Raw genomic sequence first — 26,231 nt, 5'->3', positions numbered from 1 at the left:
CGTTGCGCGAGCTGGTACGGCAGTTGCTCTAAAGAGGTCACTCACCATTTTCGGCTATTAAAGGGACCTCACTACAATGCCTTCAATTGAACTACGCACAAGGCAGTCTCTCGCACTCACGCCGCGTCTGCAGCAGTCGGTGCGTCTGTTGCAGTTGTCGTCTCTGGAGTTCCAGCAGGAGTTGCGCACGGCGCTCGACACCAATCCGTTCCTCGAGTACGACTCGACGGATACGGAAGACGTCGCACTCGCCACGACCGCGTCCGGTGAAGAGGCTGGCGCGCTGCCGGCCGCCGACACGGTGAGCGCAGCGGAACCCGACGCGATGTCATCCGACATGCAGTCCGAGTCAGGCGGCAACGACACGCTGGAAAGCTCGGGCCAGGATGACATGCCGGGCGACTTCTCGGGCGATTACAGCAGCCGCAGTTCGACGCGCCAGAACGGCGACTCGGACGGTAGCGATCCCGCCGAGTGGGCCCGTTCCCAACCCACGTTGCGCGAGCAACTGCACGACTCGCTGCGCCTCTATCGCCTCGACGACCGGGATCGCGCCGTAGCGCGCTTCATCATCGAGGCGCTCGATGACGACGGCTATCTGCGCCAGGATCTCGCCGACCTCGCGGACAGTGTCGATCTCGAACCCGAATTGACCGAAGACGAGTTGCTGGTGGCGCTGCGTCTCGTGCAATCGCTCGATCGTCCGGGTCTGGGCGCGCGCACGCTGTCCGAGTGCCTGTCGCTGCAGGTCAACGCGTTGCCGGCCGACACGCCGGGGCGCGAGGTGGCGCGGCAGATCGTCGAACATCATCTGGAACGGCTCGCACGCCGCGAACAGGCCGAATTGCAGAAGCAGATCGGCTGCAGCGCGGAAGAACTGCGGGTTGCCTGCGCTCTCGTGCGCAAGCTCGATCCGAAGCCGGGCAACTGCTATGGCCGCACCGAAGACAATTACGTGGTGCCGGACGTGATCGTGCGCCAGGTGCGCAACAAGTGGGTCGTGGCGATCAACCCGGCGGTGCAGCCGCGCGCGCGAATCCATCGCATGTATGCGGAGCTGTTCGCGCAGTCGGCCGGCGCGAGCCGTTCGCCGCTCGCGCAGCAGTTGCAGGAAGCGCGCTGGCTGATCCGCAACGCGCAACAACGCTTCGATACGATCCAGCGCGTGGCCGAGTGCATCGTCGCGCATCAGAAGGCCTTCTTCCAGTACGGCGAAATCGCGCTCAAGCCAATGGTGTTGCGCGATGTCGCCGACGAACTCGGCCTGCACGAATCCACCATCTCGCGCGCCACGGGCAACAAATATATGGCCACGCCGCGCGGCATTTTCGAATTCAAGCATTTCTTCCCGCGCGAGCTCGGCACCGAAAGCGGTGGCACGTGTTCCGCCGCCGCGGTGCGCGCGCTGCTCAAGGAAATGATCGCCGCGGAAAACACGCGCGATCCGCTCTCTGACGTGACGCTCGCGAAGATGCTCGCCGATCAGGGCGTGCTGGTGGCGCGTCGCACGGTAGCGAAGTACCGGCATCTGATGAAGGTGCCGCCGGCGGAATTGCGCCGCCAGGTTTGAAGGAGCTCCGCAGCCCGGCGCAATGGGCTGCCTTGAAGCGCCACGCGAGACTGTCCGCCCGCGTGGCGCTTTTTCGTATCTGGACGTTTCGAGCGTGCCCCTTTACATTGGCGAGTCCATGAGCAACGGGGTGGTTCAATGAAGTACTCGAATCTGGTCGAGCGCCTGCAGGGCCGGCGCACGTCCGCGTGGGAAATCCATCGCGTCGCGCAACAGGCGGCGGCCAACGGTGAAGACGTGATCGTGCTGAGCGTCGGCGATCCCGATTTCGCCACGCCCGCGCCGATCGTCGAACGCGCGGTCGAGGCCTTGCGCGGCGGCGACACGCACTACAGCGCGGTGTCCGGTCGTGAGCCGGTGCGCGCCGCGATTGCCGAAGAGCATGCGCGCACCACAGGCTGTGCCGTGAGCGCCGCCAATGTGATCCTGACCGCGGGCGCGCAGAACGGCGTATTCGCTTCGTCGCTATGCCTGCTGGAGGCGGGCGACGAGGTGATCGTCCCCGAGCCCATGTACCTAACCTACGAGGCCTGCGTGCGCGCGGCGGGCGCCACGCTCGTGGCGGTGCCGGTCGATCGGGCGCGGGCGTTTCACGTCGATTGCGAGGCGCTCGAAGCAGCGGTCACTTCGCGCACGAAGGCCATTTTCTTCGCTACGCCGTGTAATCCGACCGGCGTGGTCATGCCGCGCGCCGATCTCGAACGGATCGCGCGGATCGCGTGCGAGCATGATCTGTGGGTGCTGTCCGACGAGGTCTACGCCGAGCTCACATTCGAGCGCGGACACCTGAGCATTGCAGCATTGCCCGGCATGGCGGAGCGCACCGTGACGCTCGGCAGTCTGTCGAAATCCCATGCTATGGCCGGTTGGCGCGTGGGTTGGGCGATCGGGCCCGCGGAGCTGATCGAACATATGGGGCGGCTCGCCCTTGCGATGCTGTACGGCTTGCCCGGCTTCATCCAGCAGGCCGCATTGACCGCTTTGCAGAACAAGGCACAGATCGCCGCCGGGATGCGCGAGATTTACCGCCGCCGGCGCGACGTGGTGTTCGAGCGTTTGCAGCGCGTGCCGGGGCTGCGGTGCGTGTTGCCCGAAGCCGGCATGTTCATGATGGTCGACGTGAGCGGCACGGGTCTCGATACGGTCGACTTCACCTGGCAGCTATTTCGCGCGCAGGGTGTGTCGCTGCTCGACGCGAGCGCCTTCGGCGAGACGGCGAATGGTTTCGTGCGGCTGGGTTTCGTGGTCGAGGAAGCGCGACTGATCGACGCGTGCGAGCGGATTGCCGCATTTGTCCGCGCATTGCCGGCTCGCTGAGCTTTACTTTAGCGTTTCGCTTGCTTTGCGATTCGCGTAATGAAGCGATGCGTGGCGGGAGGAATGCGTGTTCTCGCCAGTTTTCGATTGACGCAGCCAGGGCTTGCGTCAAAAATCGAGCGCCGAGCCGCGTCTTTAAGCATGGCCATTGCGGACGCCGGCGCATATCGACACTCACGGTCGGGAACTCCATGACCCTTCGCTTCGCCCTCTCGTTGCGCCGATCGCTGATGGCAGGATCGATGGCGGCCGCCCTCGCGGCAATGGCGCTCATCCTTGCCTTGCTTGCCGCGTTCAGCACGGCGTGCGCGGCTGCTGAACCGGACGACTCACCGGAAGCCGCCGCCAACGCGGAAGCGGCGGCTTCCGCACCGGACGCGCCGCGCGTTGCGAGCGGCAAGCCCGGTCAGCGCGCGGAGCCGAATGCCCCACCCGGCGAAGATCCGCACGCGGCTTCAGTTCGCCCGCCGCGCCAGCCTGCCGCGCCGCCGATCGACGCGTCGGGCAGCACGGCGCAGCGCAACGCGAAACCGGAATCGGCGGCTATCCCTGTGCCGCCGGAAACGTCGTCGGTGACGCAGCATTCCATCCGGCTCGACGGCCACAAGATCGACTACACGGCCACTGCCGGCAACCTGCTGCTACGCGACAGGATAGGTCAGGCCAACGCAAGCGTTTTTTATGTCGCCTACACCGTTGCCAGCAAAACGCCGGCAACGCGGCCCGTCACGTTTCTCTTCAACGGTGGCCCGGGCGCCGGCAGCGTATTCCTGATGATCGGCTCGTTCGGGCCGAAGCGGGCGCGCACGGCGAGTCCCGGCATTACGCCGCCCGCGCCATACACGCTCGCCGACAATCCCGACAGCCTGCTCGATACCACCGACCTGGTATTCATCGATGCGGTCGGCGCGGGTTTGTCGAGAGTAGTGGGCCACGGCACGGGCAAGGAGTTCTGGGGCGTCGATCAGGATCTCAATGCTTTCTCGCAGTTTATCGACCGCTACCTGAGCGTGAACCAGCGCTGGAATTCGCCGAAGTATCTGCTCGGCGAATCGTATGGAACCGCGCGCGCCGCGATGCTCGCATACCAGTTGGGGCAGGACAATATCGCGCTCAATGGTGTGATCCTGATGTCGTCGGTGCTCGATTCCGCCGCGTTCTCGGCGGGCTCGGATTTCAAAAGCGAAAGCTATCTGCCGAGCTTCGCGGCCATTGCGTGGTATCACGACAGGATCGTGCCGAGGCCGGCCAGCCTGCCGGCCTTTCTCGACGACGCCCGGGCGTTCGCGCGCGGACCGTATGCACAGGCGCTCGCCCAGGGCGACGCGCTGCCCGACGCCGAACGCGACGCGATCGCCGCGCGGGTCGCGCAGTTCACCGGGCTCGACGTCGGCTATGTGAAGCGCAGCCGCCTGCGTCTTTATCCGTCGCGTTATCGCAGCGAGTTGCTGCGCGATCAGGCGCGCAGCGTCGGCCGTTACGATGCGCGCTTCGAAGGGATCGACTTTGACAGCGTGTCCGAGCGTCCCGATTACGACGCCTCGGTGAGCAGCGTGTCGAGTGCTTTCGACGCGGCCTTGCACCAGCATTTTGCTCAGGACCTGCACTTTACGCCGGCCGACCGCTACCGCGTCTTCAACGACGAAGCGTTGACGCAATGGGACTGGAAGCATCGCGCGTGGTGGGGCGAACGTCTGCCCGTGCCGTATGCGGCGGGCGATCTGGCCGAGGCGATGCGGCAGAATCCGCAGTTGCGCGTGATGTCGTTGAACGGCTATTTCGATCTGGCCACGCCGTTCTACGCAACCGAGTACGCGCTTGCGCATCTGGGCGTGGACGCTCCGCTGCGCGCCAACGTGCGGATCACCTACTATCCGACCGGTCACATGATCTATCTCGACGACGCGGCGTTGCATACGCTCAAGGGCGATCTGGCGAGTTTCTATGCAGCGGGAGCGCGCTAGGGTTCAGATGAGCGCGCCGGGCGGTCCGCAGCCGGGTGCCGCGTCTCGCAACCGGATCGGGCCTGAGCGGTTGAACGGTATAATTCGTTCGGCGTCGCGCGGTGCTTCAAGGTCGCGCCGAACCGCGCTCAGGCGCCTGTCCGCCACCTGAAAACCCGCTTTATCAACCGGCTTTTTTTCCCGCTGCCCATGCCATTTCACCCGATCCAGTCCTTCACGCGCAAACGGCTGTCCGACGTGGTGTCCGACCAGATCAAGCAACTGATTTCGGACGGCACGCTGATGCCCGGCGACCGGCTGCCGGCCGAACGCGACCTGGCTACGCAGCTCGGCGTGTCGCGGCCTTCGCTGCGCGAGGCGCTGATCAGGCTGGAAGCGGACGGCTATATCGAAACCTCGGGGCGGGGCGGTTTTACGGTGGTCGACGTCACGGCGCCGATCATCTCCAAGCCGCTGGCGGAGTTGCTGCTGCAGAATCCGCGCACCAGTGCCGATATTCTGGAGCTGCGCCAAGGGCTCGAATCGATTTCGACGGTCTATGCCGCGCAGCGCGCCACGGCCGCGGACCTGAAGAAGATCAGCGCGGCATTCGAGGCATTGAAAGCCGGCTCGCAGTCGCAGGACCGTGTGAACCTCGCCGAACTGGACGCCGCGTTCCACCTCGCGATCGCGGACTCCACGCACAACATTGCACTCGCGCATGTGATGCACGGCATCCATACGCTGATTCGCGAGGGTATGCGCCAGTACCATCGTTTGATCGATTACGACGACGCGATGGAAAAGCAGTTGATGGGCCAGCACCAGGCCATTTACGACGCCGTGATGTCGCGTGACGCGCAAAAGGCACGCAAGGCCGCCGAGCGTCATTTGACCTATGTGCGCGAGATGTACAAGGAAGACGCGGCCAGGCCTTCGTCGAGTACGGTTTCGTAAATTCCCGCGATTGACACCTTCCCGCAACTTCCTTATATTCTTGGTCAGACCAACCATACCAGTCTTACTGGAGTGCTGGAATTTCTCGCTGCTTCGTGCCAATTGCGTGCCGGCAGCCGCGATAACGCACTGGTTCACCGCCGCCATTCCGCAGTAGAGTAGGTGAATCGCCGACTGCCGCTTTTTCCCCAATGAGCTTATGAAAGTCGCCCTGTTTATCCCGTGCTTCATCGACGCGTTCTATCCCGAAGTGGGGATCGCCACGCTCGAATTGCTCGAACGCTTCGGCATCGAGGTCGACTATCCGCAGGAACAAACCTGCTGCGGCCAGCCTATGGCCAACAGCGGCGCGCATGCCGAGGCCGCCGGCGCCGAGCGGGTGTTCGCGCGCAACTTTGCCGGCTACGACTACATCGTCGGGCCGTCGGCGAGCTGCATTCACCACGTGCGCGAGCATCTCACCGCGCTGGAGCAGACCGACGAAGTGAAGAAGGTCCGCGCGAACGCCTACGAACTCGTCGAGTTTCTGCACGACGTGGTCGGCGCGCGTGAATTTCCGTGGGCCGAGTTTCCGCACCGCGTGGGCTTGCACAACAGTTGCAGCGCATTGCGGCATCTGAAGGAAGCGTCGATTTCGGAAGTGGCCGGCACGCCGTTTTCGAAGCCGCGCACCTTGCTCGAAGGCGTGAAGGGCATCGAATTCGTCAAGCCGGCACGGCCCGACGAATGCTGCGGCTTCGGCGGCACGTTCTCGGTCACTGAAGAGCCGGTGTCGGTTCGCATGGGACAGGACAAGGTGCGCGATCATCTGAACGCGGGCGCCGAGTACATCGTATCGGGCGACATGTCCTGCCTGATGCATCAGCAAGGCTGCGCGGAACGCATGAAAGCCGACGCGCGCTTCATTCATATCGCGCAGGTCCTCAACGGAGCACGCGCATGAGCAACCGCATCGATCACGCGAAAGCCGCGGGCGCTTTCATCAGCAAGACAGAGCACGTCGCGTTTCACGACAGGCGCCTGTGGGATCTGCGCGAGAAGCGCGATGCGCAGGCGCACGGCATTGCCGAGTGGGAGACGATGCGCGAGCTGGCCTCGGGCATCAAGGAACACACGCTGTCGAATCTGTCCACGTATCTGGAACAGTTCGCGGCGGCCGCCGAGGCGAACGGCGTCACGGTGCACTGGGCCGCCACTGCCGAAGAGCACAACGCGCTCGTGCACCAGCTCATGTCGGAGCGCGGCATGACCACGCTCGTCAAAAGCAAGTCGATGCTCACCGACGAATGCAAGATGCGCGAGTATCTCGAACCGCGCGGCATTACGGTGATGGAAACGGATCTGGGCGAACGTATCCAGCAACTCGACCATCAGGACCCGAGCCACATGGTGGTGCCCGCGGTCCACAAGCTGCGTGCCGACGTTGCCGAACTGTTCGGCCGCACCATCGGCACCGATCCGAAGAACAGCGACATTCATTACCTGGCGGAAAGCCAGCGGATGAACACGCGGCCATACTTCGTGCGCGAGAAAACGGCCGGCATGACCGGCTGCAATTTCGCGGTCGCGGAAACGGGCACGGTCGTAGTGTGTACTAACGAAGGCAATGCGGATCTGTCAGCGAATGTGCCGCCGTTGCATATCGCGTCGATCGGTATCGAGAAGCTGATTCCGAAGGTCTCGGATCTCGGTGTGTTTATCCGCATGTTGTCGCGCAGCGCGCTCGGCTCGCCGATCACGCAATACACCTCGCATTTCCGCGCGCCACGCAAAGGCACGGAGATGCATTTCATTCTCGTCGATCACGGCCGCTCGGAGCGGCTCGCAATGGAGGACTTCTGGTATTCGCTCAAGTGCATTCGCTGCGGCGCCTGCATGAATACGTGTCCTGTTTACCGGCGCAGCGGCGGGCTGTCGTATGGCGGCACCTACTCGGGGCCGATCGGCGCGATCATCAATCCGACTTTCGATCTGAAACGCTACAGTGCGCTGCCGTTCGCATCGACGCTCAATGGAAGTTGCACGAACGTGTGTCCGGTGAAGATCAATATTCACGAACAGATCTACAAATGGCGCACGGTAATTGCCGGGCATCACGAGGTGCCGTTCGTGAAACAGGAGGTGTTGAAGATGGCAGGGCGGCTGCTTGCGAGCCCGACCTTGTATCGCGCGACGGTTTCGTCGATGGGCAGCGCGTTGCGGCGGCTGCCGAATTTCGTGCTGTACAACCCGCTCAATATCTGGGGCAAGCAGCGCGAGTTGCCGGAGGCGCCAAAGCTGACCTTCCATGCGTGGTACAAAAAAAATCGTGGAGCCGATCATGACAACGCGTGAAGCTTTTCTGGAGAAGGTGCGGCAGGCGCAGCCGCCGGCGCGGCCACGGCCCGACGTGCCGCTGTTCGCGGCGGCGGGTGGCGATCTGCGTGCGCGTTTTACGGCGGCGCTGCAGGCAATGGGCGGCACGTGCGTCGAAGTTAGGGCTGCGAGCGACGTGGGCGGGCTGATTCGCGAGCGGTTCGGCGCTGAGGCGTCCATCGCTTCGGCAACCGGAGAAGTGCCGGGCACGCGCGTGCTCACCGCCGAAACGGCACCCGCGTCGCTGCAGGATATCGAGGTCGGCGTGGTGCGGGCTCGCTTCGGCGTGGCCGAGACCGGCTCGGTGTGGTTCAGCGAACGTGAGTACGTGGTCAACGCGCTGGGGTACATCGTGCAGCATCTGGTCGTGCTGCTCGATCCGGCGCACTTGCTCGACGGCTTGCAGGACGTGTACCGGCGCGATGATTTCCGTGAAGCCCGTTATGCGGCGCTCGTCACCGGACCGTCGGCGACGGCCGATATCGAGGGTGTGCTGATTCGCGGCGCGCAAGGCGTGCGTTCGTTGACGGTGGTGTGGCTGGCGGCGGATTAGAAACCTCGCGTCGCGCTATTCGGGCGGCCACCACGTCTTGCCGCGCTGGGCCGGCATTGCCACGGACTTTGCTATCATCACTGTATATACATACAGGTTTCGTGAACGTGCCGTGGCAACCCCCGCTTCTCCCTACGCTCTCTACTATCTGCTGAACTTCGAGCGCGCCCTCGCGTGGCTCGCGCAGCGTTACCACGACCTGTTCGACACGCACGAACAGGCGTTTCTGCGCGAATTCGCCGCGTTGCCGCAGGCGTCGCGCGCACTGCTGGTTCGCATGCTGATGCGCAAAGGCACGCTATTTCGCGCAAGCCGCCTGTCTTACGAAGAGATTGGCTGCCCGCTGCAGGCGGCCGCGCCGATCGCGGCGCTCGGCTGGGTCGACACCCAACCCGCGCTGACGTTAGACGATCTGTTCGCGCTCACCACGCGTGCCGACTTGATGGAGATTTTCGCGGATGCTCTCGCGTTGATTCCTGGCGCGAAGAGCTTGCGCAAACCGGAGCTGCTGGAAACTCTGCGTCCGTTTTATGTCGGCGAGCCCGCAGAAGAAGGCGTTGCGCGTCCGCTCCGCGCATGGCACGGTCAATCCACGGACTGCGTGCTGCACGTTGCCATCGCGCCGCTGTGCGAACGTCTGCGTCTGATGTTCTTCGGCAATTTGCAGCAGGCGTGGTCGGAGTTCGTGCTCGCCGACCTCGGTGTGTTCCAGTACGAGAAGGTGGCGTTCGCGCCTTCGTCGCGCGCGTTTCAGGCGCGTGCGGACGTGGACGTTTATCTTGCCTTGCACGCGTGCCGTGAAGCGCTCGAACGGCTACCCGGTGGCGAGGCGGAAGCGGCGGCGATCGATAATCTGGTCGCCACGGTCGGTGAAATCGAAACCTCGAATCCCTGGCTCGAAACGCGGCGCGCGAAACTGCTGTTTCGTATCGGCCATCTGTGCGAGCGTCGGGAGAACTGGCCGGCCGCGCTCGCCGTGTATGAGCGTTGCGCGTGGCCCGGTGCGCGTCATCGGCGCATGCGTGTGCTCGAACGCAGCGAACGTTTCGACGAGGCGTTCGCGCTCGCCTCGCAAGCCGCCGCGGCGCCCGAGAGCGAAGAAGAAGCGCAACGCATCGGCCGCATGCTCGCACGGTTGCAGCGCAAGCGCGGCATGCCGGTCGCACGGGCGAGCGCGGCGCGTTGCGTCGAGCGCGGCACGCTGGTGGTGCTGCGGCCCGAGGAGCCGATGCCGGTCGAGTACGTGGTTCGCGATCATCTGACGTGCGAGACCGCGCCGGTTCATTACGTCGAGAACGCGCTGATCAATTCGCTGTTCGGGCTGCTGTGCTGGGAGCCCGTCTTCGCGGCGTTGCCAGGCGCGTTTTTTCATCCGTTCCAGCGTGGCCCGGCCGATCTGCACGCGCCGGATTTTCATGCGCGCCGCGCCGAGCAGTTTGCCGCGTGCCTTGCGCAACTCGACAGCGGAGCTTATCGCGAGACGATCTGGCGGCATCTGGCTAGCAAGGCGGGGCTGCAATCGCCTTTCGTATTCTGGGGGCAGCTCTCGCCGGAACTCGTCGCATTGGCGCTCGACTGTCTGCCGGCCGCGCATCTGAAACTGTGGTTCGAGCGCTTGCTGCGAGATATTCGCGGCAATCGTTCCGGGCTGCCGGATCTGATCCGCTTCTGGCCGGCCGAACGGCGTTACGAGTTGATCGAAGTTAAAGGTCCCGGCGACCGTTTGCAGGACAACCAGATCCGCTGGCTCGCGTACTGCGCGCAGCACGGCATGCCGGTGCGCGTGCTCGACGTGCGTTGGGCCGACGGGGTGCTCGCCGTGAATGGCGGCGCGGTTGAAGCTGCTGCCGAGGCCGCCACGGCGGTTGGACGCGAGACCGCCACGCAGGCCGGAACCGCGGGTGCGATAGCTGCCACCGCGGAGGCCAAACCGGAACCCGCCACCGAACCCGCCACCGAACCCACCATCGAGGCCGCCGCATGACCTACGTGGTCGCCGTACGGGCGATGTGCGAGTTCACCGCGAGGCGCGGCGATCTCGACCTGCGCTTCACGCCCGCGCCGACCTCGCTCGAAGGCATGGCGGGCCACGTCACGGTCGCCGGCCGGCGCGTGAGCGGGTACGAAACCGAAATCACGCTGACGGGCACGCACCGCGGCCTGACCGTGCGTGGACGCGCCGACGGCTACGACCCGGCGGCCAACCGGCTGGAAGAGGTCAAGACGCATCGCGGCGATCTCGAACGCATGCCCGCGAATCACCGCACGTTGCATTGGGCGCAGGCGCTCGTCTACGGTCATCTGCTGTGCCGCGCGCGGGAGCTGGCCGGGTTGACCGTGGCGTTGGTGTACTTCGATATCGGTACCCAGAAAGAGGTGCTGCTGACGCAAACGCATACCGCGCGCGACCTGGAGATTTTCTTCGTCGAGCAATGCGAGCGCTTTCTCGATTGGGCCGTGCAGGAAGAGGCGCATCGGGCCGCGCGCAACGCGGCGCTCGGCGAGTTGCAGTTTCCGCATGGGCAGTTTCGCAGCGGCCAACGCGAACTGGCGGTGTCGGTTTATCGCTCGGCGCGCGACGGCAAGCCTTTGATGGCCCAGGCGCCGACCGGCATCGGCAAGACGCTGGCGACGATCTTTCCTTTGCTCAAGGCGTGCGCGTCGGATCAGATCGACCGGGTGTTCTTCCTGACCGCCAAGACGCCGGGCCGCGCGCTGGCGCTGGATGCGATCGAAACGCTGCATAGGGTCGACGCGCGCCTGCCGTTGAGAACCCTCGAACTGGTCGCACGCGATAAGGCCTGCGAGCATCCCGACAAAGCCTGCAACGGCGAGTCCTGCCCGCTTGCGCGCGGCTTCTACGACCGCCTCGACGCGGCCCGCAGCGCGGCGCTCGCGGGCCCGCGCCTGGACCGGGCGGCGGTGCGCGAAGCGGCGCTTGCGCACGACATCTGTCCATATTATCTGGCGCAGGAACTGGCGCGCTGGGCCGACGTGGTGGTCGGCGATTACAACTACTACTACGACAGCAGCGCCATGCTGTACGCGCTCACGCAGATCAACCAGTGGCGCGTGGGCGTGCTGGTGGACGAGGCGCACAATCTGCTCGACCGGGCGCGCCGCATGTACACCGCCTCGCTCGATCAGGCGGCGTTCCGGCTCGCGCGCAAAACGGCGCCGGCCACGCTGCGCAAGCCGCTTGAACGCCTGCAACGCGAGTGGAACGCGGTCAAACGTGCGCAGACCGCGAGCTATCAGGTCTACACCGAGGTCCCCGGCAAACTGCTCTGCGCCGCGCAAAATCTGATCAGTGCCGTCACGGATCAACTGGCGGAAGCGCCGCTTTCCATCGACGAGGCATCGCTGCGCTTCTTCTTCGACGCCATGCATTTCGTCGCGCTGGCCGAGCAGTTCGGCGAGCATTCGATTTTCGATATCACGCTCGCCGCGGATCGATACGCGCCACGCGACAAAACCAGTGCCGCGCTCTGCGTGCGCAACGTGATTCCCGCGCCGTTTCTCGCGCCGCGCTACGCGGCCGCGCGCACCACGGTGATGTTCTCCGGCACGCTCAACCCGCATCATTTCTATCGCGACACGCTGGGATTGCCCGAAGCGACCCAATGGCTCGATGTCGAAGGCCCGTTTCGCGCGGAGCAGTTGCAGGTGCGCGTGGCCGGCAACGTGTCGACGCGGTGGCGTGACCGCGAGCGTTCGCTGATTCCGATCGTCGATCTGATCGCCCGGCAATACGCGGCGCAGCCGGGAAATTACCTGGGTTTCCTGAGCAGCTTCGAGTACTTGCAGCGTGTGGTCGCGTTGATGCGCGAGCGGCACCCGGATTTGCCGGTCTGGGCGCAGGAGCCAGGCATGGACGAAGCCGCTCGCGACGCGTTTCTCGCGCGCTTCCGGACCATGAACGAGGGCGTGGGCTTCGCGGTGCTAGGCGGCGCGTTTTCGGAAGGCGTGGACCTGGTCGGTCAGCAGTTGATCGGCGCGTTCATCGCCACGCTCGGCTTGCCGCAGATGAACGAGATCAACGAACAGATGCGCCGCACGATGGAAGTGAAGTTCGGCAACGGATACGACTACATGTATCTGTATCCGGGTCTACAGAAGGTGGTGCAGGCGGCAGGGCGTGTGATCCGCACGGAGCGGGACCAGGGCGTGGTGCATCTGATCGACGACCGGTATCGGCGGCCCGAAGTGCGGCGTTTGCTGCCGCGCTGGTGGCACGTGCAGTAGCGCGTGCCACCAGCCGTCGGGGCCGGCACGAAGGCGCGGGCCACCGCGCTTGCTTCAGTCATTTGCTTCACTCATTTACCTCACTCATTTACCTCACTCATGCGGCGAGGTTGCACCCGGATTTGCCGGCGTTCCTGGACCGCCGGCCGGCTTGGGGTCGACAGGCAACTGGTCTTCCACCGGCGCATCGCCTTGCCGGGCTGCGGCGGAAGGTGGCGCATCGGCGCGCGGCTCCTCGCTGGGCGGCTCTTCAGGCGCCGTGCCCGGCGCTTCATCGGCCTCGATCCGCGCCGGCGCGCTTTGCGGATCCCACGTCAACAGATTGCGCTGCGGGTTCGCGATCTCGATGCCGCGCTCGCGGAACTGGTCGAGAATGCGGCGGTTGAATTCGCGCTGCACGCCCCAGCGCGCGCTGTCGCGGCACTGGATCTGGCCGGTCAGCGTAATGGCCGAGCCGTCCAGCGCATCCACGCCCCAGAAGCTGAAGTCCGACAGGATGCCGTCCTTGAAACTATCGTCCTCGCGCAAGGCGGCGCCGATTTCCTTCAGTGTGCCGATGGCGAGATCGACGTCCTGGCCGAACACGATATTGACCTTCACCGCGGCATTGCCGATACCACGGTTCGTGTTGTTCACCGTCGATACCGAACTGAACGGCACGGTGTAGAGCGAACCGTCGCCGCCGCGCAGCCGCACGGTGCGGATCGACAGATACTCGACGGTGCCGGACACGCCCGCGAGCGTGACCCAGTCGCCCACCTGCATCGCGTTTTCCATCAACAGGAAAATGCCGGTGATGAAATCCTGCACCAGCTTCTGCGAGCCGAAACCGAGCGCCACGCCGAAGATACTCGCTCCCGCCAGTAGCGGCCCGATATTCACGCCGAGCTCGCTCAGGCCGGTGAGCACCACCACCAGCGCGATGGCGCAAAAGAGCGCGCTGCGCAGCATGGGCAGCAGGGTGCGCAAGCGCGCGGCGCGCACCAGATCGCCGCTCGTGGTCCAGCGGTCCAGCCGCTGTTCGACCGATACGTTCACGCTTTCCCACACCAGCAGCGCAATGACGGCCGCCACGCCGATCGTGACGATTGCCGACGCGAGCCGGTGCCCGATCGTGCCGGCGCGAAACAGGTCGGCCACGTGCACGCCCCACACCTGCAACAGCGCGAGCGCGGTCACGATGCCGATGATCCACGCCACCACGCGGCGCACCAGCGGGTAATAGCGGTACGCGTGCTGATGCACGAGCGATTTCGCCACGTCGTCCTGCACGTGGAAGAGCCGGGCCAGCGCGCCGAACAGCACGATCGACACGACCCGCGCGCCCACCAGCACCGCCAGCGAAATACCGCCGAGGTGCAGCAGCGTCTGATAGCCGTTGCGCACGTCGAGCGCCCAGACAAACCACAGCGCCATCACGACGAACACCGCGAACCATGCCCACACTTCGGCGAAGACATTGCCGGCCATCTCCAGCGATTTGCGCGCAGCCACCCGCTTGCGGATCAGTTCGCCGACCGGGTTCGCGCATTGCAACAGCAGGATCGAGATCATGACGTGGCCGGCGAGCGCGACCACCTTCATCAGCGCGAGATGCGCCGCGTCGCTCAGACCGAGCGACTGGGCGATCTCCGCGACCGCCGAACCGGCGCCCACCACGCTGACGATCCGCACCATCCAGCGCTGCACGAAGGCGGCCCACGCGTCGCTCATGCGCAGCAGGCGCAGGCGCGGCGCGGCCGGTTGCAGGAAAAAGCCGCTGACGATCACGATCACCCGGCACAGCACGTAGATGTCGATGAGCGAGTCGAGTGCGCGGTCTTGCGGCGTGCCGTCGTCGGTGAAGATCGACATCAGCGCGCTCGCCGCGCCGACGAATACCACGAGCGGCAGCAGCCGCAGCACGAGGCTCAGGAGCGCGCGCGGCAGGCGCTGCAGGAGCGTCCAGTGATGCCGGGCGTTCTGCTTGCCTTTGGCTTCGATGACCTTGCCGCTGGCCGACGTGGCCGCGCTCGTGCCGGGCGGCACAGCCGCCGCCTTTGCCTGCGCCGCGGTCAGCGGCGAGGCCGGCGACACGGGCAGCGGCGGCGCGGCGTTCGGCGCGTCGGCGGGTTGGGGCGCGACGTCCACCGGCAGATCGGCTTGCGGTGCGCTGTCCTGATCGCCGGCTTCGCGGCGCGCGGCCACCGCCTTGTAGGCACGGCGCAGCAGGCGGCGCGCGAGCCATTCCAACGCGAGAGCGGGGATCAGCGCGGCCAGCAGCGACCACGCGACCTGGCCCAGCACGGCGCGCGCTTGCGGGTTGGTCGATTGCCAATGCCACCAGGCGCGCACCGAGGAGACGTCGAGCAGCGCGCCGACCGAGCCGCGCAGAGACTTGCCGAGGCGCACGGCCCAATGCGCGCCCTGACGGGCCAGCTGCGAGGCGAGACCATTCGACTTGAACGCCGCCGGCACGAGGGCGGCGGCGCCACTCGCCGCGGCGGGCGCCGACGCGGCTGTGGGCGCGGAAGCGGGCGGCGCGCTGAGCGCGCCGGCAGCGGCAATGGCCTGCAAGGTGTCGGCCACTTGCGCCCGGCGCTTGGGGTCATTGAGGACGGCGAGCGCCTGGCGAGCCTGTTCGGGGGTCAGCGTCACCCCAGGACTGGAGGCCGCAGAGGCAGATGCGGCGGGTGCGGCCGCGGCAAAGACCGGCGAGACGCCGAGAGCGAGAAGAACGAAACAGCAGGCCTGGAATAATTTGCGCATAGGTATAAGGCGGGCTACGGAGGCGGACGGCTATGCCGAAACGCGTGGACGGGCTCGGCGGCGTGAACCTGAACCGACACCTATCTGGTCGTACAAGTTCCTCGAACGGCCGTTGCGCGTGACGCGGCGGAGTCGGGCAGCCCGGCGCCACGACACTCTCCAATAGCAAAAAACCGGCCCGTCGGTCAATGTCCGACCGCCGCATGGCGGCTACCGTGCGCAGGAATTGCGGTAGCCGCCGCCTTGCGACCGCTATTGCGCCGCCGCTTCCGTGCGGACTGGCGGCACGCCGAACGTGCCTGCCACGACTTCGGTGAAGGTGCGTTCCTCGCGCAGAATGAAGCGCCTGGCGCGGGCCAGCTCGAAATTGCCGCGCGCTTCGGCATCGGCGCGCAGGCGCGCGCGATACGCTTCGTAAGCCGCGAGGCTGTCGAAAGCGATCAAGCCCCAGGCGATGTCGCTGGTTCCTTCGTGCGGCAGGAAGTAGCCGACCAGATGACCGCCGCAGCGCGGAATAATGCGCCCCCAGTTGCGGGCGTATTCGTCGAAGGCATCGCGCTGGAAAGGGTCGATCTGGTAACGGATGAAGCAGGTTATCGCCATGAGCGGGCTCCCGGTCGGTCGAGGATCATGGTGCTTGAGCAGCCATGCCTGGAGTATGGCGGGCGCCGGCCGGCGATGTTTCAGCGTGGCCTGAAGTGTCGGTGGAGGTTCGTGCGCGATCCGTCAGCGGGCTCGGCACGCCGAAAGCGGAGGGAAAGCGGCGGGAAAGCGGAGCTTGCGCGCGGCGTGACCCCAGCCGGATCAGACACGGCTGACCGGAGCAGAGGCGACGTGGAACTTACCCGCTCACACCAGCGAAGACTTGCCCGCTCACACCAGCGAAGGCGCCTTCCGCTCCGCCTCGCCATCGGCGTCCGCGCCGCCGCCGCTGGCGTTCGAGGCGCGTCCGGCCGCCACGTCCTGATGCAGCCGGTTGGCGTGCATCAGCCGATACAGCGTGGCCCTGGAAATGCCGAGCTCGGCCGCCGCCTCGGACAGCTTGTAGCCGTGCCGCTGCAAAGCCTGCTCGATGGCATTCTTTTCGGCCCGGCTGCGGATCTCCGCCAGCGTCACGGCCGGCCCGTTCTCGGTTTCCGGCAGGCCCAGATCGCCGGCGGTGATGAAACGGCCCTCGCTCATCACCACGGCACGCCGCACGCAGTTGATCAGTTCGCGCACATTGCCCGGCCACGGATAGTTCGACATGGCGACGATCGCGTCGCTCGACAGGCCGCGCAGCTTGCGCGCGCCGTCCTGCTTGTACATGCTGAGCGCATAGTTGGCGAGCAGCTTGATGTCGCCGCCGCGCTCGCGCAACGGCGGCTCGACGAGGCGCAGCACGCACAAGCGGTGATACAGGTCGGAGCGGAAGCGCCCGTCTTCGACGGCTTTGTCCAGATCGACGTGGGTCGCCGAAATGACCCGCACGTCGACGTTGATCGGCCCGTTGCCGCCCAGCCGCTCGATCGTGCCTTCCTGAAGGAAGCGCAACAGGACCGCCTGGCATTCATGCGGCATATCGCCGATTTCGTCGAGAAAGAGGGTGCCCTCGTGAGCGCTCTCGATCCGCCCGATCTTGCGCTGGAGCGCGCCGGTAAAGGCGCCGCGTTCGTGGCCGAACAATTCGGCCTGCAGCAGGCTAGGCGGAATCGCCGCGCAATTGATCGCGACGAAGGTGCGGCCGGCGCGCGGCGAACGTTCGTGAATCGCCTTGGCGGTCAGTTCCTTGCCGGTGCCCGACTCGCCCGCGACGAATACCGGCGCGTTCGTCACGCCGCATTTGTCGATGCGCCGGTACAACTGCTGCATGGCCTCGCATTGCCCGACCATGCCGTGGCGGCCGAGCGACGGCTCCGGCGCGACCTCCACCTGCCGCAGGCTCGACAGGCCATGCGCGTGGCCGAGCGCGAACACGAGCCGCTCGTTCAGCCACGGCCGGGTGACGAAATCGAAGCAATAGTCGAGGATGAAACGGCTGACCAGTTCGTTCGCCGCCTGACCCGGCGCGATCTGGGCGACCCAGTTGGTTTCGACGCGCCGCATGCAGGACGCCAGCGCGGACAGATGTTGGGATGTGCAGTCGCCCGGCAGTTCGACGAGGCCGACCTTGATGTTGCCGCGCTCGATCATGCGTTCGGCGACAGCCGTGCTTTTGGCATGCACCGCTTGCCAGCCAGAAGCCGCCAGAAAAGCGGCGAGTTTCTGATCCGGCGAATTCGACACATAGAGAACGGTGCGTTCCGTGTCGACAGGCGTGCAAGTCGTGTTCATGTTACCCCCGTTGATGCTGCTCTCAGGACTCTTCTGCGACGTACTCGACAGACCGGCAAGGTGCCGGGTTCCGGCCAACTGAGCCAGCCGGTCCGCTTGCGCGGGCCCGGCCGGGGAGTGCGCCACTGCCAGGGGGTTCTGCTGCTCGCAGCCCGGCGGTGACGGATTCACGGTAGCGGCAATCTCGGGGGCATGGAGCAGGCGGCGAGCCGCAGGGTGCTACACATTGGACGGATGATGCAGTGGTGTTCACCGTTGCAACCGCCCGAGGATCCTTTCCCCGAATTACACCGACCGTTTGTTACCTCGTCGGCCTGATACAGGCGCTCTATGTGGCGCATGGCTCAACGATAAGCGAAACCGCTTTGCAGCGCCATACAAACAAGTCTGGATTAAGAAACGTTTTTCGCGTCACACCGTCTGTCATGGCGGTTCAGAAACGCACGGTCAAGTCCCGCTATGCGAGGTATCCCACACAGCATTGCGATCCGCGCCGCGGCAAATGTTAAATCGCACCGTCGTTCGGGATCTGCCTTGTCTCATGCTTGCGACACATCGGGCAATGCGCCCTGGCGTAACCGTAGGGTTCCGAAGCATCGGGATATTTGACCGGCATGTGACGCAACCCTCGGCCCTATGCGGCGGGCGTGGGGCGCCGGCTTGCCCGCCGGCCGGCGCGACTGTTCATGACGTGCGGTTGGCCGCGAGGATCATGTGTCGGATTCGAATCAATGCGCGACACGAAGGGTGCGCGGCCCCGTTGCGCCGCAGCAGGAATCGCGCTGGCACAAGGGTTTGAAGGAGGCTGAAGGCGCCTGGCATAGGCGTTGCAATAAGCACTTCACAGCGATACACAGCGAATGCGTTGCCGCCCGTTTGCAGTATGAAGTCAGGGGAGAAGGAAGGCGGGCGGCAAACACAGAACCTTGGTAGACGCGGCCGGGGAAGCCAATGCGTTTTACGAGGGTGCGGCGGGGCCACCGAAAAAAGATTGTCAAATAAGAACGGAGCGAATGCTCGGTACACCTTACCGGCACTCGCTAGCGGACAAAGTAAAACGTTGCTCTCGCCACTTTTCCGCTGGTCCTTCGGCGGACGTGAAGGAGATGGAAAAAAACAACAGATACCGCCGTCGTGAGTTCGGCGAGCGATACCCATGACAGCAATACATGAGCGACGGGGCAGCGCACGGTCGAGGACCAACCGGGCGCGACGAGGCGGGGAGGAAAGGCCGGAGTCTCCACAGAGAGGCGTATGTTACGAGGTGGACCGGGCGCCGTGTCCGCGAATTGGCGGACACGGCTCACCTGGACAGGGCCTTGAAAAAGGGCACATCTTTCGGGGGTTTTGTCATGACCAGACATTTCAAGCCGGCCGGTGCAGCACAGCCGGAACGTCAAACCACCGTGCGTTCAGTCGGTACCGACTATCAACGGCATGTCGCCGTGCCGCGCGCATTGTTTACCGCGCCACCGCCTGATCTGCTGACGCTGGTGATCGCCGAGGCGATCAAACGTAAAGCGCAGGCGGAGATCCAGCGCGAGGCATTGCGCGAAGCGATGTATGAAATGCCGGTCTCGCCGGAACGAAATCACGATCGCGGGGCGGACATTCGACCTGTCGATTCCTACGAATAACCCGAACATAGACCGCTATCGCGATGGCGCCGGCGCGGCGGAGAGCCGACATGATCGAGATCTTCCTGATTACATCCGGCATGGAGCGTGCGCCGCACATCGTCGCGCGTCTCGATGCAAGCGGCGTGGCTTACCGGCTACGCACGGCTTACGGCACGGCCCGGCAACTGCGTGCGCACAGCCGTGCGATCCGCAGCACGGAGTTGCTGATCGTCGACGACGTCGATCTGAGCGCGCGCGATCTGGATGGCATCGAGGAGGCGCTGGCCTGCACGCCGGCGCTGCATTGCGTGCTGACAACGCCGGCGCCTTCCACTGCCTTGCTGGGCGCGGCGATGCGAGTGGGCGTGCGGCACGTGTTGTCGTGGCCGCTCGACGCCGACGAGATCACCACCATTCTGATCCAGGCCGAAACGCGCAAAAACGCGAGTGGGCGCCGTGCCGGACGCGTTGTCTCGCTGGCTTCGAGCAAGGGCGGCAGCGGCACGACGCTGATCGCCGTGAATCTCGCGTATTCGCTCGCGGCGCTGAGCAACCGGCGTGTGCTCCTGATCGACCTGAGCCAGCAATTCGGCGACGCCAGCCTGCTCATGGCCGACAAACCGCCGCCCACCACGCTTGCCGATCTCTGCTCCCAGGTGGAGCGCCTCGACGCCGCGCTACTCGAATCATGCGTGATGCACGTTCACGCAAATCTCGATGTGCTGGCGGGTGCGGGCGATCCGCTCAAAGCAGCCGAATTGCTGCCGGCCCAGCTGGAGCGCATTCTCGCGCTGGTGCGCGAGCGTTACGACGCGGTGTTGATCGACATTGGCCAGAGCCTCAATCCGCTCACCATCCACGCGCTCGATCGCAGCGACGTGATCTGCATGGTGGTGCGCCAGAACCTGCTTTACCTGCACGGCGGGCGCCGCATGCTCGATATTTTCAGGGAACTGGGTTATCCGGCGAGCAAGGTGCGGGTGGTGGTGAATCAATACGACAAGAACGCGCAGATCAACCTCCCGAAGCTCGAACAGACGCTCGGCGTGAAGGTGGCGCATCAGCTTCCGCGCGACGAAAAGCACGCCAACGACGCGCTCAGCCGCGGCGTGCCGCTGGTGACGTCGGCGCGAGACAGTACGCTTGCGCAAGGCATCAGCCTGCTGGCGGACATGCTGTGGCCGTCCAGCGCCGAGCGCCGCAAAGGCGTGCTCGGCCGGCTGTTCGCGGCGCGGCCGAACGTGCCGCCGGAACTCAAGCCGGGGCATTGAACTCAGCCGTTCGGGCGGGATCTGCGACGTGTTAGTCGGGAATCCGCACGCTCGTGGCATGATCTGGGTGAAAGTCCAACCCGCCCGATCACTTTCGAGAGCGCTCCGTCTGCGCCGCATCGCCCATGCAAAACGAGTCCAACGGTCTCAACGATATCGCGTCGATCCTCTCCAATCCGATTCTCAACACGGATTCGTACAAAGCGTCGCACTATCTGCAATATCCGCCCGAAGCATCGGCGATGTTCTCGTACATCGAATCGCGCGGCGGGCGCTACGATCGCACGCTGTTCTTCGGCTTGCAGATGCTGATCAAGGAGTATCTGTGCCGTCCGGTCACGCCGGCCATGATCGGGCAGGCCAAAGCATTTTTCACGGCGCACGGCGAGCCGTTCAACGAAGCCGGCTGGCGCCACGTCGTCGAGCAGTACGGCGGCTATCTGCCGGTGCGCATTCGCGCGGTGCCGGAAGGCTCGGTCGTGCCGACGCACAACGTGCTGGTCACGGTCGAATGCGACGATCCGCAGGTGTTCTGGCTGGCTTCGTATCTGGAAACCATGTTGCTGCGCGTGTGGTATCCGATTACGGTGGCGACGCAAAGCTGGCATCTACGCAAGACGATCCGCGGCTATCTGCTGAAGAGCAGTGACGACCTCGCGCAATTGCCGTTCAAGCTGCATGACTTCGGCGCGCGCGGAGTGTCGAGCGCGGAGTCGGCGGCGATCGGCGGCGCGGCGCACCTCGTCAGTTTCATGGGCTCGGATACCGTGCTCGGCGTGGTCGCGGCGAACCACTACTACAACGAAACGATGGCGGCGTTTTCCGTGCCGGCAGCGGAGCACAGCACGATCACCTCATGGGGCCGCGAGCGCGAAACCGACGCGTTCCGCAACATGATTGCGCAGTTCGGCAAGCCTGGCGCGATCGTCTCAGTGGTGTCCGATTCCTACGATCTGTTCGCCGCGCTCCGCGTCTGGGGCACGGAGTTGAAACAGGCGGTGCTCGATTCCGGCGGCATGCTCGTGATCCGGCCCGACTCCGGCGATCCGCGGACGATAGTACTGCAAACCATGCGGGCGCTGGAGGCGTCGTTCGGATCGGCGGTGAACGGCAAAGGGCGGCGCGTGCTCAACAACGTGCGCGTGATCCAGGGTGACGGCGTGAATCCCGATTCGATCGAAGCGATCCTCGCCGCTCTGGACCAGGCCGGTTTCGCGGCGGATAACATCGTGTTCGGCATGGGCGGCGCGCTGTTGCAGCAGATCAACCGCGACACGCAGCGCTTCGCGATGAAATGCTCGGCGATCCGTTTAGGCGACGAGTGGCACGACGTGCTCAAAGACCCGATTACGGACACCGCAAAGCGCTCGATGAAAGGGCGGCTGACGTTGCTGGTGAACCGGCACACCGGCGAGTATCGAACCACCACGCTGCCCGTTGCGTGGAACGCACACATGGTCGAGGGTGATTGGGAAGAGGCGCTGGTGACGGTCTTCGATTCCGGCAAGCTGCTGGTGGATGTATCGCTGGCGGAGATCAGGCGCCGCGCTCACGCGCACGAAGCCTGATGAGGCGCGCCCGCTTGCCAGACGGTCACGCCTGAAGCGCGGATATCGACCAGGCACGGCGCGCCTTCACGCAGCCGGGTATCTTCATTGGCAATGTCGAACCGCACTCCGGCAATATTCACCCGGACATAGCGCTCGCCCCGCCGCAATTCGACCGCGTCGACTACGCCGGCATGCATGCCGCCCTCCGACACGACAACCGCATGCGACGAGACGCGCCACATGACCCGCTGGCCGGCGTCGGGAGCGAGCCCGCTGTCGCCCGTGCCGATCACGAGGCCCTGCGCGATCTCCACGTGTCCCGAAGCGCGCATCACACCTTCGCCGACGTTGTGCAAGCCGAGCAGCCCGGCCACGCGCATTGAAGCGGGCCGCTCGAATACGGTGTCGATCAGGCCCGCCTGCAGCATGCGGCCCTGTTCGACGACCAGCACTTCGTCGGCCAGCAAGGCGGCTTCATCCGGATCGTGCGTGACGATGATCGTCACCGCCGCGATCTCGCGCTGCAAGGTCCGCAGCGACTGCTGCAAGCGGCGGCGGCGCGGCGTATCCAATGCGGCGAACGGCTCGTCGAACAGCAGCAGTTCGCTGTGCCGTGTTAGCGCTCGCGCGAGCGCCACCCGTTGGCGCTGGCCGAACGACAATTGATGCGGCAGGCGCGCGACCAGTTGCGCAAGGCCCAGATGGTCGAGCCAGTAGCGCGCGCTGGCGGGATCGGCATCGACGGGGAAGGCCAATTGCTGTGCCACCGTCATATGCGGAAACAGGCCGTAGTCCTGCGGCATATAGCCGATCTGCCTGCGCTCGGGCGGCAGCGTGTCCAAACGCGTCGCACCGAGCGTCACGCTGCTCGACGCGTTGGATTCGAGCCCCGCAATCAGGCGCAGCGCCAGCGACTTGCCCGAACCCGACGGCCCGATGATCGCAAGGCGCCGCGTGGCGGGCGTCCATGCGATGTCGAGATCGAACGCGCCGAGCCGGCGCTGCAAATGGAAGGCGAGGCGAAGCTCCGCGGTTTCGCTGCGGCTCGCCGTCAGGTCCGCGCCGGGCTCAAGCGTGTCGTCGCCGTTTTCGGTCTGTTCGAGCGCGCTCTTTCGCCGAAGGCTGTAGATCGACAGCGCCGCGCAGACGATCGCGATAGCGAGCGTAGGCAGGAGCAACGGCATCATCGCCGGAAGCCCCTGGCCGCCGAATACCACATACGTGTAGACCGGCAACGAATACGGGTGATAGGCCACCATCACGGTCGCGCCGAATTCGCCGAACGCGCGCAGCCAGGCAAGCGCGAGTCCGGCGCGAATTGCCGGCCATGCAACCGGCAACATGACCCGGAAGAAGCGGCTGCCGGCGTGATGGCCGAGCGTTGCGGCTACGTCGTCGAGCACCGGGTCGACGGCGGTGAACGCGGATTTGGCGGCGATGATCAGGAACGGCGCGGCGACGAACACTTCCGCGAGCACGATGCCGGCGAACGAGTCCGTCAGCATGCCGCGAGTCAGCCGACCGACCCAGCTATACGGGCCGAGCAGAAACAGCAGCAGCACGCCGCTCGTGAGCGGCGGCAGCGCCAGCGGCAACTGCACGAAAAAGCCGAGCAGCGCCACTTTGCGCGAGGTCGAACGCGCCAGAAAATAGCCGAGCGGCACGCCGCCCAGCAGAATCGCGAGCGAAGCCACGCTGGCGCTGGCCGCCGAGACGCCGACCGCCGACCACGTCGCGCGCCAATCCACATTCGCCCAGTCCGCGGCGCCGAGCTGCGGCACGCTCGCGACAAACGGCGCGCACAGATAGACGGCCAGCAGCGCCGCCAGCCACAAGAGCGGGCGCGCAGCGGTGCGTTTCACCGCGCTTACTGCGTGGCGGCGTCGATCACGGCTTGCAGCGAAGGCGGCATGGCTTGCACGTTGCCGCTCACGGTCGGCTTGACGACGTCCACGCCGTGCTGCTTGAGCAGTTCGCGGCCTTTCGCGCTCAACAGGAAGTCGGCGAAGCTGCTCGCGCCTTGGCGGTTCGGCGCGTCGCTGAGAATCGTCAGCGTGTAGCTGGCCTTGGCCTGCAACTCGGGCGCCGGACGGATCGCCGGAATCTTCAGGTCGGACGTTTCGGTGGAATAGAAGAAGCCGGCGTCGAGCTGGCCGGATTGCAGGCGGCCAACCAGCGTTTCCTCGGGCAGCACCTGCTCGGGATTGTCCGCCGCGCCAAGCGTCTTCTCGACGAGATCCGGCTGATGGTAGAGCGCCGCCGCCTTGTTCATCATCTCGACGGTGAACGCGCCCTTCGGGTCGAGCTTCGGATCGGTCCGGCCAATCCGGATGCCCGGCTGCTGCAGCACCTGGTCCCAGCGCTTGCTTCTGAACTGCGCGGCGAATCTGCTTTGCGGGTTATAGCCGATCATCAATGGCGATTCGGCGAAATTCACATACCACGTGACGTGGTCGCCGTTCGCCGCGCCCATCAGGCTGTCGTTCACCTTGGGGCTCGCGCTGATGAACACGTCGCCGCGGCGCAGCTTGCCTTTGATCTCGTTGGCGATCTTGTTCGAGCCTGCCGCGTAGCCGCGGAAATGCTCGCCGGTAGCTTTCTCGAATGCCGGGCCGATGCTGCGCTCCATCAGATTGACGAGCGAGCCGGCATAGAGCACGTTGACCGTGTTGTCCTGCGCCAGGGCGGGCGCGGCCGTCACCATGCCGGTCACGGCCACGAGCGGAGCAACGAGAGAAGCGAGCAGCTTGCGAATCATGCGATAACCCCCGATACGTTATTAAGAGCGCTATATTACGACGTCACCGTATTACGGTGTGTGACGGCGTTGCCTGGCGGATCAATTGAGTGGGAATGTCCGCACGTAGCTGGTGCCGCTCGCGCCGGCGGCGCGGTCGATCGCGTACAGCCGGCCGCGTGGTGCGTCGACGGCCACGCCGCGGGCGTCCTGAAAGTCGTTTGCAAGCACGCTGATCGTGCCGTCCGGCGCGATCCGGCACAGGCCGGTGGCATTGCATTTGGTGTACAGCGTGCCGTTTGCGTCGACGGCCATCAGGTCCGGGCTGTTGATCTGCACGAACGTGCCGCTTGGTACCACGGCCTGCGATCCGCCGAGCAGCGCGCTGAGACTCGCCTTGACGATGTCGTTGTTGGCCTGGTCCGAGACATAGAGCGCGTCGCCCGATACGGCGATCCCCACCGGCTTGCCCAAGCCGCTCAGCAGATCGCGTTCGGCCGCCGTATGGGCGGTGGGATCGTAGGTTATGAGGCTGAGGCCGCCTTGCGGAGGATTGCTGCCGTTCTTGATGAACCACGTCGAGAGCAGGCGGTTCGAGCCGATCGAGATCAGACCGAGGCGGCGTCGCGCCGGATCCGGGCCGCTGAGTGCCGCGATCGTATCGGCGCCGGTGATGCTGAACACCGCGCTTGCGGTGCCGAAACCGAAGCGTTCGATCATCAGCGTGGATGCGTCGGCGAAGCTCAACTGGCTCAGGCTGTTCGACTGGCCGGCCACCACCGGCACGCTCGCGTAGTGCGCGAACGTGCGGCCGTCGGGCGAGGAGAGCACGCTGCTGGTCTGGTCGTCGGTGATGAAGACGGCGCCGTCCGCCGCGCGTACCGCAATGCCGTTCGGCGACGCGCCAACGGCGATCTTTTGCGGCACGACAGTGACCTCGTCGCCGCCGCAACCGGCGAGCGCGGCGAGCAGGCCGAGGCTGACGAAAGCGAGGCGCGTGGTGCGTTGCCAGGCAGGTGATAAGCGCATGTGATCTCCTGAGCGGCCCGGCCG

General features: G+C 65.2%; 18 protein-coding genes. 12 read left to right on the top strand and 6 right to left on the bottom strand.

Annotated features, from left to right (window positions below; genetic code table 11):
• Positions 1-76 precede the first annotated feature (76 nt).
• From BXE_RS31130 to BXE_RS31090, 9 genes are all read left to right on the top strand, one after another.
• On the top strand, positions 77-1,570 hold the full coding sequence (locus BXE_RS31130; RefSeq protein ID WP_011492100.1) for an RNA polymerase factor sigma-54: 1,494 nt from the start codon (positions 77-79) through the stop codon (positions 1,568-1,570).
• Positions 1,571-1,708: 138 nt separating this feature from the next.
• The gene (locus tag BXE_RS31125) at positions 1,709-2,887 is read left to right on the top strand and encodes a pyridoxal phosphate-dependent aminotransferase (protein ID WP_011492099.1); all 1,179 of its coding nucleotides are present in this window, start codon (positions 1,709-1,711) and stop codon (positions 2,885-2,887) included.
• A gap of 191 nt (positions 2,888-3,078) precedes the next feature.
• The gene (locus tag BXE_RS31120) at positions 3,079-4,851 is read left to right on the top strand and encodes a S10 family peptidase (RefSeq protein WP_040124638.1); all 1,773 of its coding nucleotides are present in this window, start codon (positions 3,079-3,081) and stop codon (positions 4,849-4,851) included.
• A 189-nt stretch (positions 4,852-5,040) separates the two neighbouring features.
• The gene (locus BXE_RS31115; RefSeq protein ID WP_007177506.1) at positions 5,041-5,787 is read left to right on the top strand and encodes a FadR/GntR family transcriptional regulator; all 747 of its coding nucleotides are present in this window, start codon (positions 5,041-5,043) and stop codon (positions 5,785-5,787) included.
• A gap of 199 nt (positions 5,788-5,986) precedes the next feature.
• Entirely contained in the window at positions 5,987-6,730 is a 744-nt protein-coding gene (locus BXE_RS31110) for a (Fe-S)-binding protein (RefSeq protein ID WP_011492097.1), read from the top strand.
• Positions 6,727-8,121 carry a lactate utilization protein B gene (locus BXE_RS31105; RefSeq protein ID WP_011492096.1) on the top strand — a complete coding sequence of 465 codons (1,395 nt, stop codon included), beginning with the start codon at positions 6,727-6,729 and terminating at the stop codon, positions 8,119-8,121. Before BXE_RS31110 ends, BXE_RS31105 begins: the two co-directional genes overlap by 4 nt.
• Positions 8,108-8,695: a LutC/YkgG family protein gene (locus tag BXE_RS31100; protein WP_011492095.1), complete on the top strand. Its 588-nt coding sequence runs from the start codon at positions 8,108-8,110 to the stop codon at positions 8,693-8,695. Before BXE_RS31105 ends, BXE_RS31100 begins: the two co-directional genes overlap by 14 nt.
• Before the next feature lie 112 nt (positions 8,696-8,807).
• Positions 8,808-10,679, top strand: a complete 1,872-nt coding sequence (locus BXE_RS31095) for a VRR-NUC domain-containing protein (RefSeq protein ID WP_011492094.1) — start codon at positions 8,808-8,810, stop codon at positions 10,677-10,679.
• Positions 10,676-12,940: an ATP-dependent DNA helicase gene (locus BXE_RS31090; protein ID WP_011492093.1), complete on the top strand. Its 2,265-nt coding sequence runs from the start codon at positions 10,676-10,678 to the stop codon at positions 12,938-12,940. Before BXE_RS31095 ends, BXE_RS31090 begins: the two co-directional genes overlap by 4 nt.
• A 93-nt stretch (positions 12,941-13,033) precedes the next feature.
• Here BXE_RS31090 and BXE_RS31085 read toward each other — a convergent pair whose 3' ends face one another.
• The 3 genes from BXE_RS31085 to BXE_RS31075 all read right to left on the bottom strand — a co-directional run bounded on the left by BXE_RS31085 (position 13,034) and on the right by BXE_RS31075 (position 18,001).
• A complete protein-coding gene (locus BXE_RS31085) occupies positions 13,034-15,688 on the bottom strand; it encodes a mechanosensitive ion channel family protein (RefSeq protein ID WP_011492092.1) in 2,655 nt (884 codons plus the stop codon).
• Between the two features lie 252 nt (positions 15,689-15,940).
• Positions 15,941-16,291, bottom strand: a complete 351-nt coding sequence (locus BXE_RS31080; RefSeq protein WP_011492091.1) for an NIPSNAP family protein — start codon at positions 16,289-16,291, stop codon at positions 15,941-15,943.
• A gap of 270 nt (positions 16,292-16,561) precedes the next feature.
• Positions 16,562-18,001, bottom strand: a complete 1,440-nt coding sequence (locus BXE_RS31075) for a sigma-54-dependent transcriptional regulator (RefSeq protein ID WP_011492090.1) — start codon at positions 17,999-18,001, stop codon at positions 16,562-16,564.
• Between the two features lie 1,352 nt (positions 18,002-19,353).
• Here BXE_RS31075 and BXE_RS31070 point away from each other — a divergent pair.
• The 3 genes from BXE_RS31070 (at position 19,354) to BXE_RS31060 (ending at position 22,459) form a co-directional block, all read left to right on the top strand.
• Positions 19,354-19,638 carry a hypothetical protein gene (locus tag BXE_RS31070; RefSeq protein WP_011492087.1) on the top strand — a complete coding sequence of 95 codons (285 nt, stop codon included), beginning with the start codon at positions 19,354-19,356 and terminating at the stop codon, positions 19,636-19,638.
• A 50-nt stretch (positions 19,639-19,688) separates the two neighbouring features.
• Positions 19,689-20,891, top strand: coding sequence for an AAA family ATPase (locus tag BXE_RS31065; RefSeq protein WP_011492086.1), 1,203 nt, complete (start codon positions 19,689-19,691; stop codon positions 20,889-20,891).
• A 125-nt stretch (positions 20,892-21,016) separates the two neighbouring features.
• Positions 21,017-22,459: a nicotinate phosphoribosyltransferase gene (locus tag BXE_RS31060; protein ID WP_011492085.1), complete on the top strand. Its 1,443-nt coding sequence runs from the start codon at positions 21,017-21,019 to the stop codon at positions 22,457-22,459.
• Here the strand turns inward: BXE_RS31060 and BXE_RS31055 are convergent.
• From BXE_RS31055 to BXE_RS31045, 3 genes are all read right to left on the bottom strand, one after another.
• The gene (locus BXE_RS31055) at positions 22,441-24,303 is read right to left on the bottom strand and encodes an ABC transporter ATP-binding protein/permease (RefSeq protein ID WP_011492084.1); all 1,863 of its coding nucleotides are present in this window, start codon (positions 24,301-24,303) and stop codon (positions 22,441-22,443) included. The two genes, BXE_RS31060 and BXE_RS31055, sit on opposite strands and share 19 nt — an antisense overlap.
• A gap of 5 nt (positions 24,304-24,308) precedes the next feature.
• Positions 24,309-25,199: an extracellular solute-binding protein gene (locus tag BXE_RS31050; protein ID WP_011492083.1), complete on the bottom strand. Its 891-nt coding sequence runs from the start codon at positions 25,197-25,199 to the stop codon at positions 24,309-24,311.
• An 81-nt stretch (positions 25,200-25,280) separates the two neighbouring features.
• The gene (locus BXE_RS31045; RefSeq protein WP_011492082.1) at positions 25,281-26,207 is read right to left on the bottom strand and encodes a hypothetical protein; all 927 of its coding nucleotides are present in this window, start codon (positions 26,205-26,207) and stop codon (positions 25,281-25,283) included.
• Positions 26,208-26,231: the final 24 nt, after the last annotated feature.

Source organism: Paraburkholderia xenovorans LB400 (assembly GCF_000013645.1).
In the GTDB taxonomy this organism is placed as follows: Bacteria; Pseudomonadota; Gammaproteobacteria; order Burkholderiales; family Burkholderiaceae; genus Paraburkholderia; species Paraburkholderia xenovorans.
Note: the sequence above shows the minus strand (reverse complement) of the source record. Positions and strands in the feature narration are given on the sequence as shown.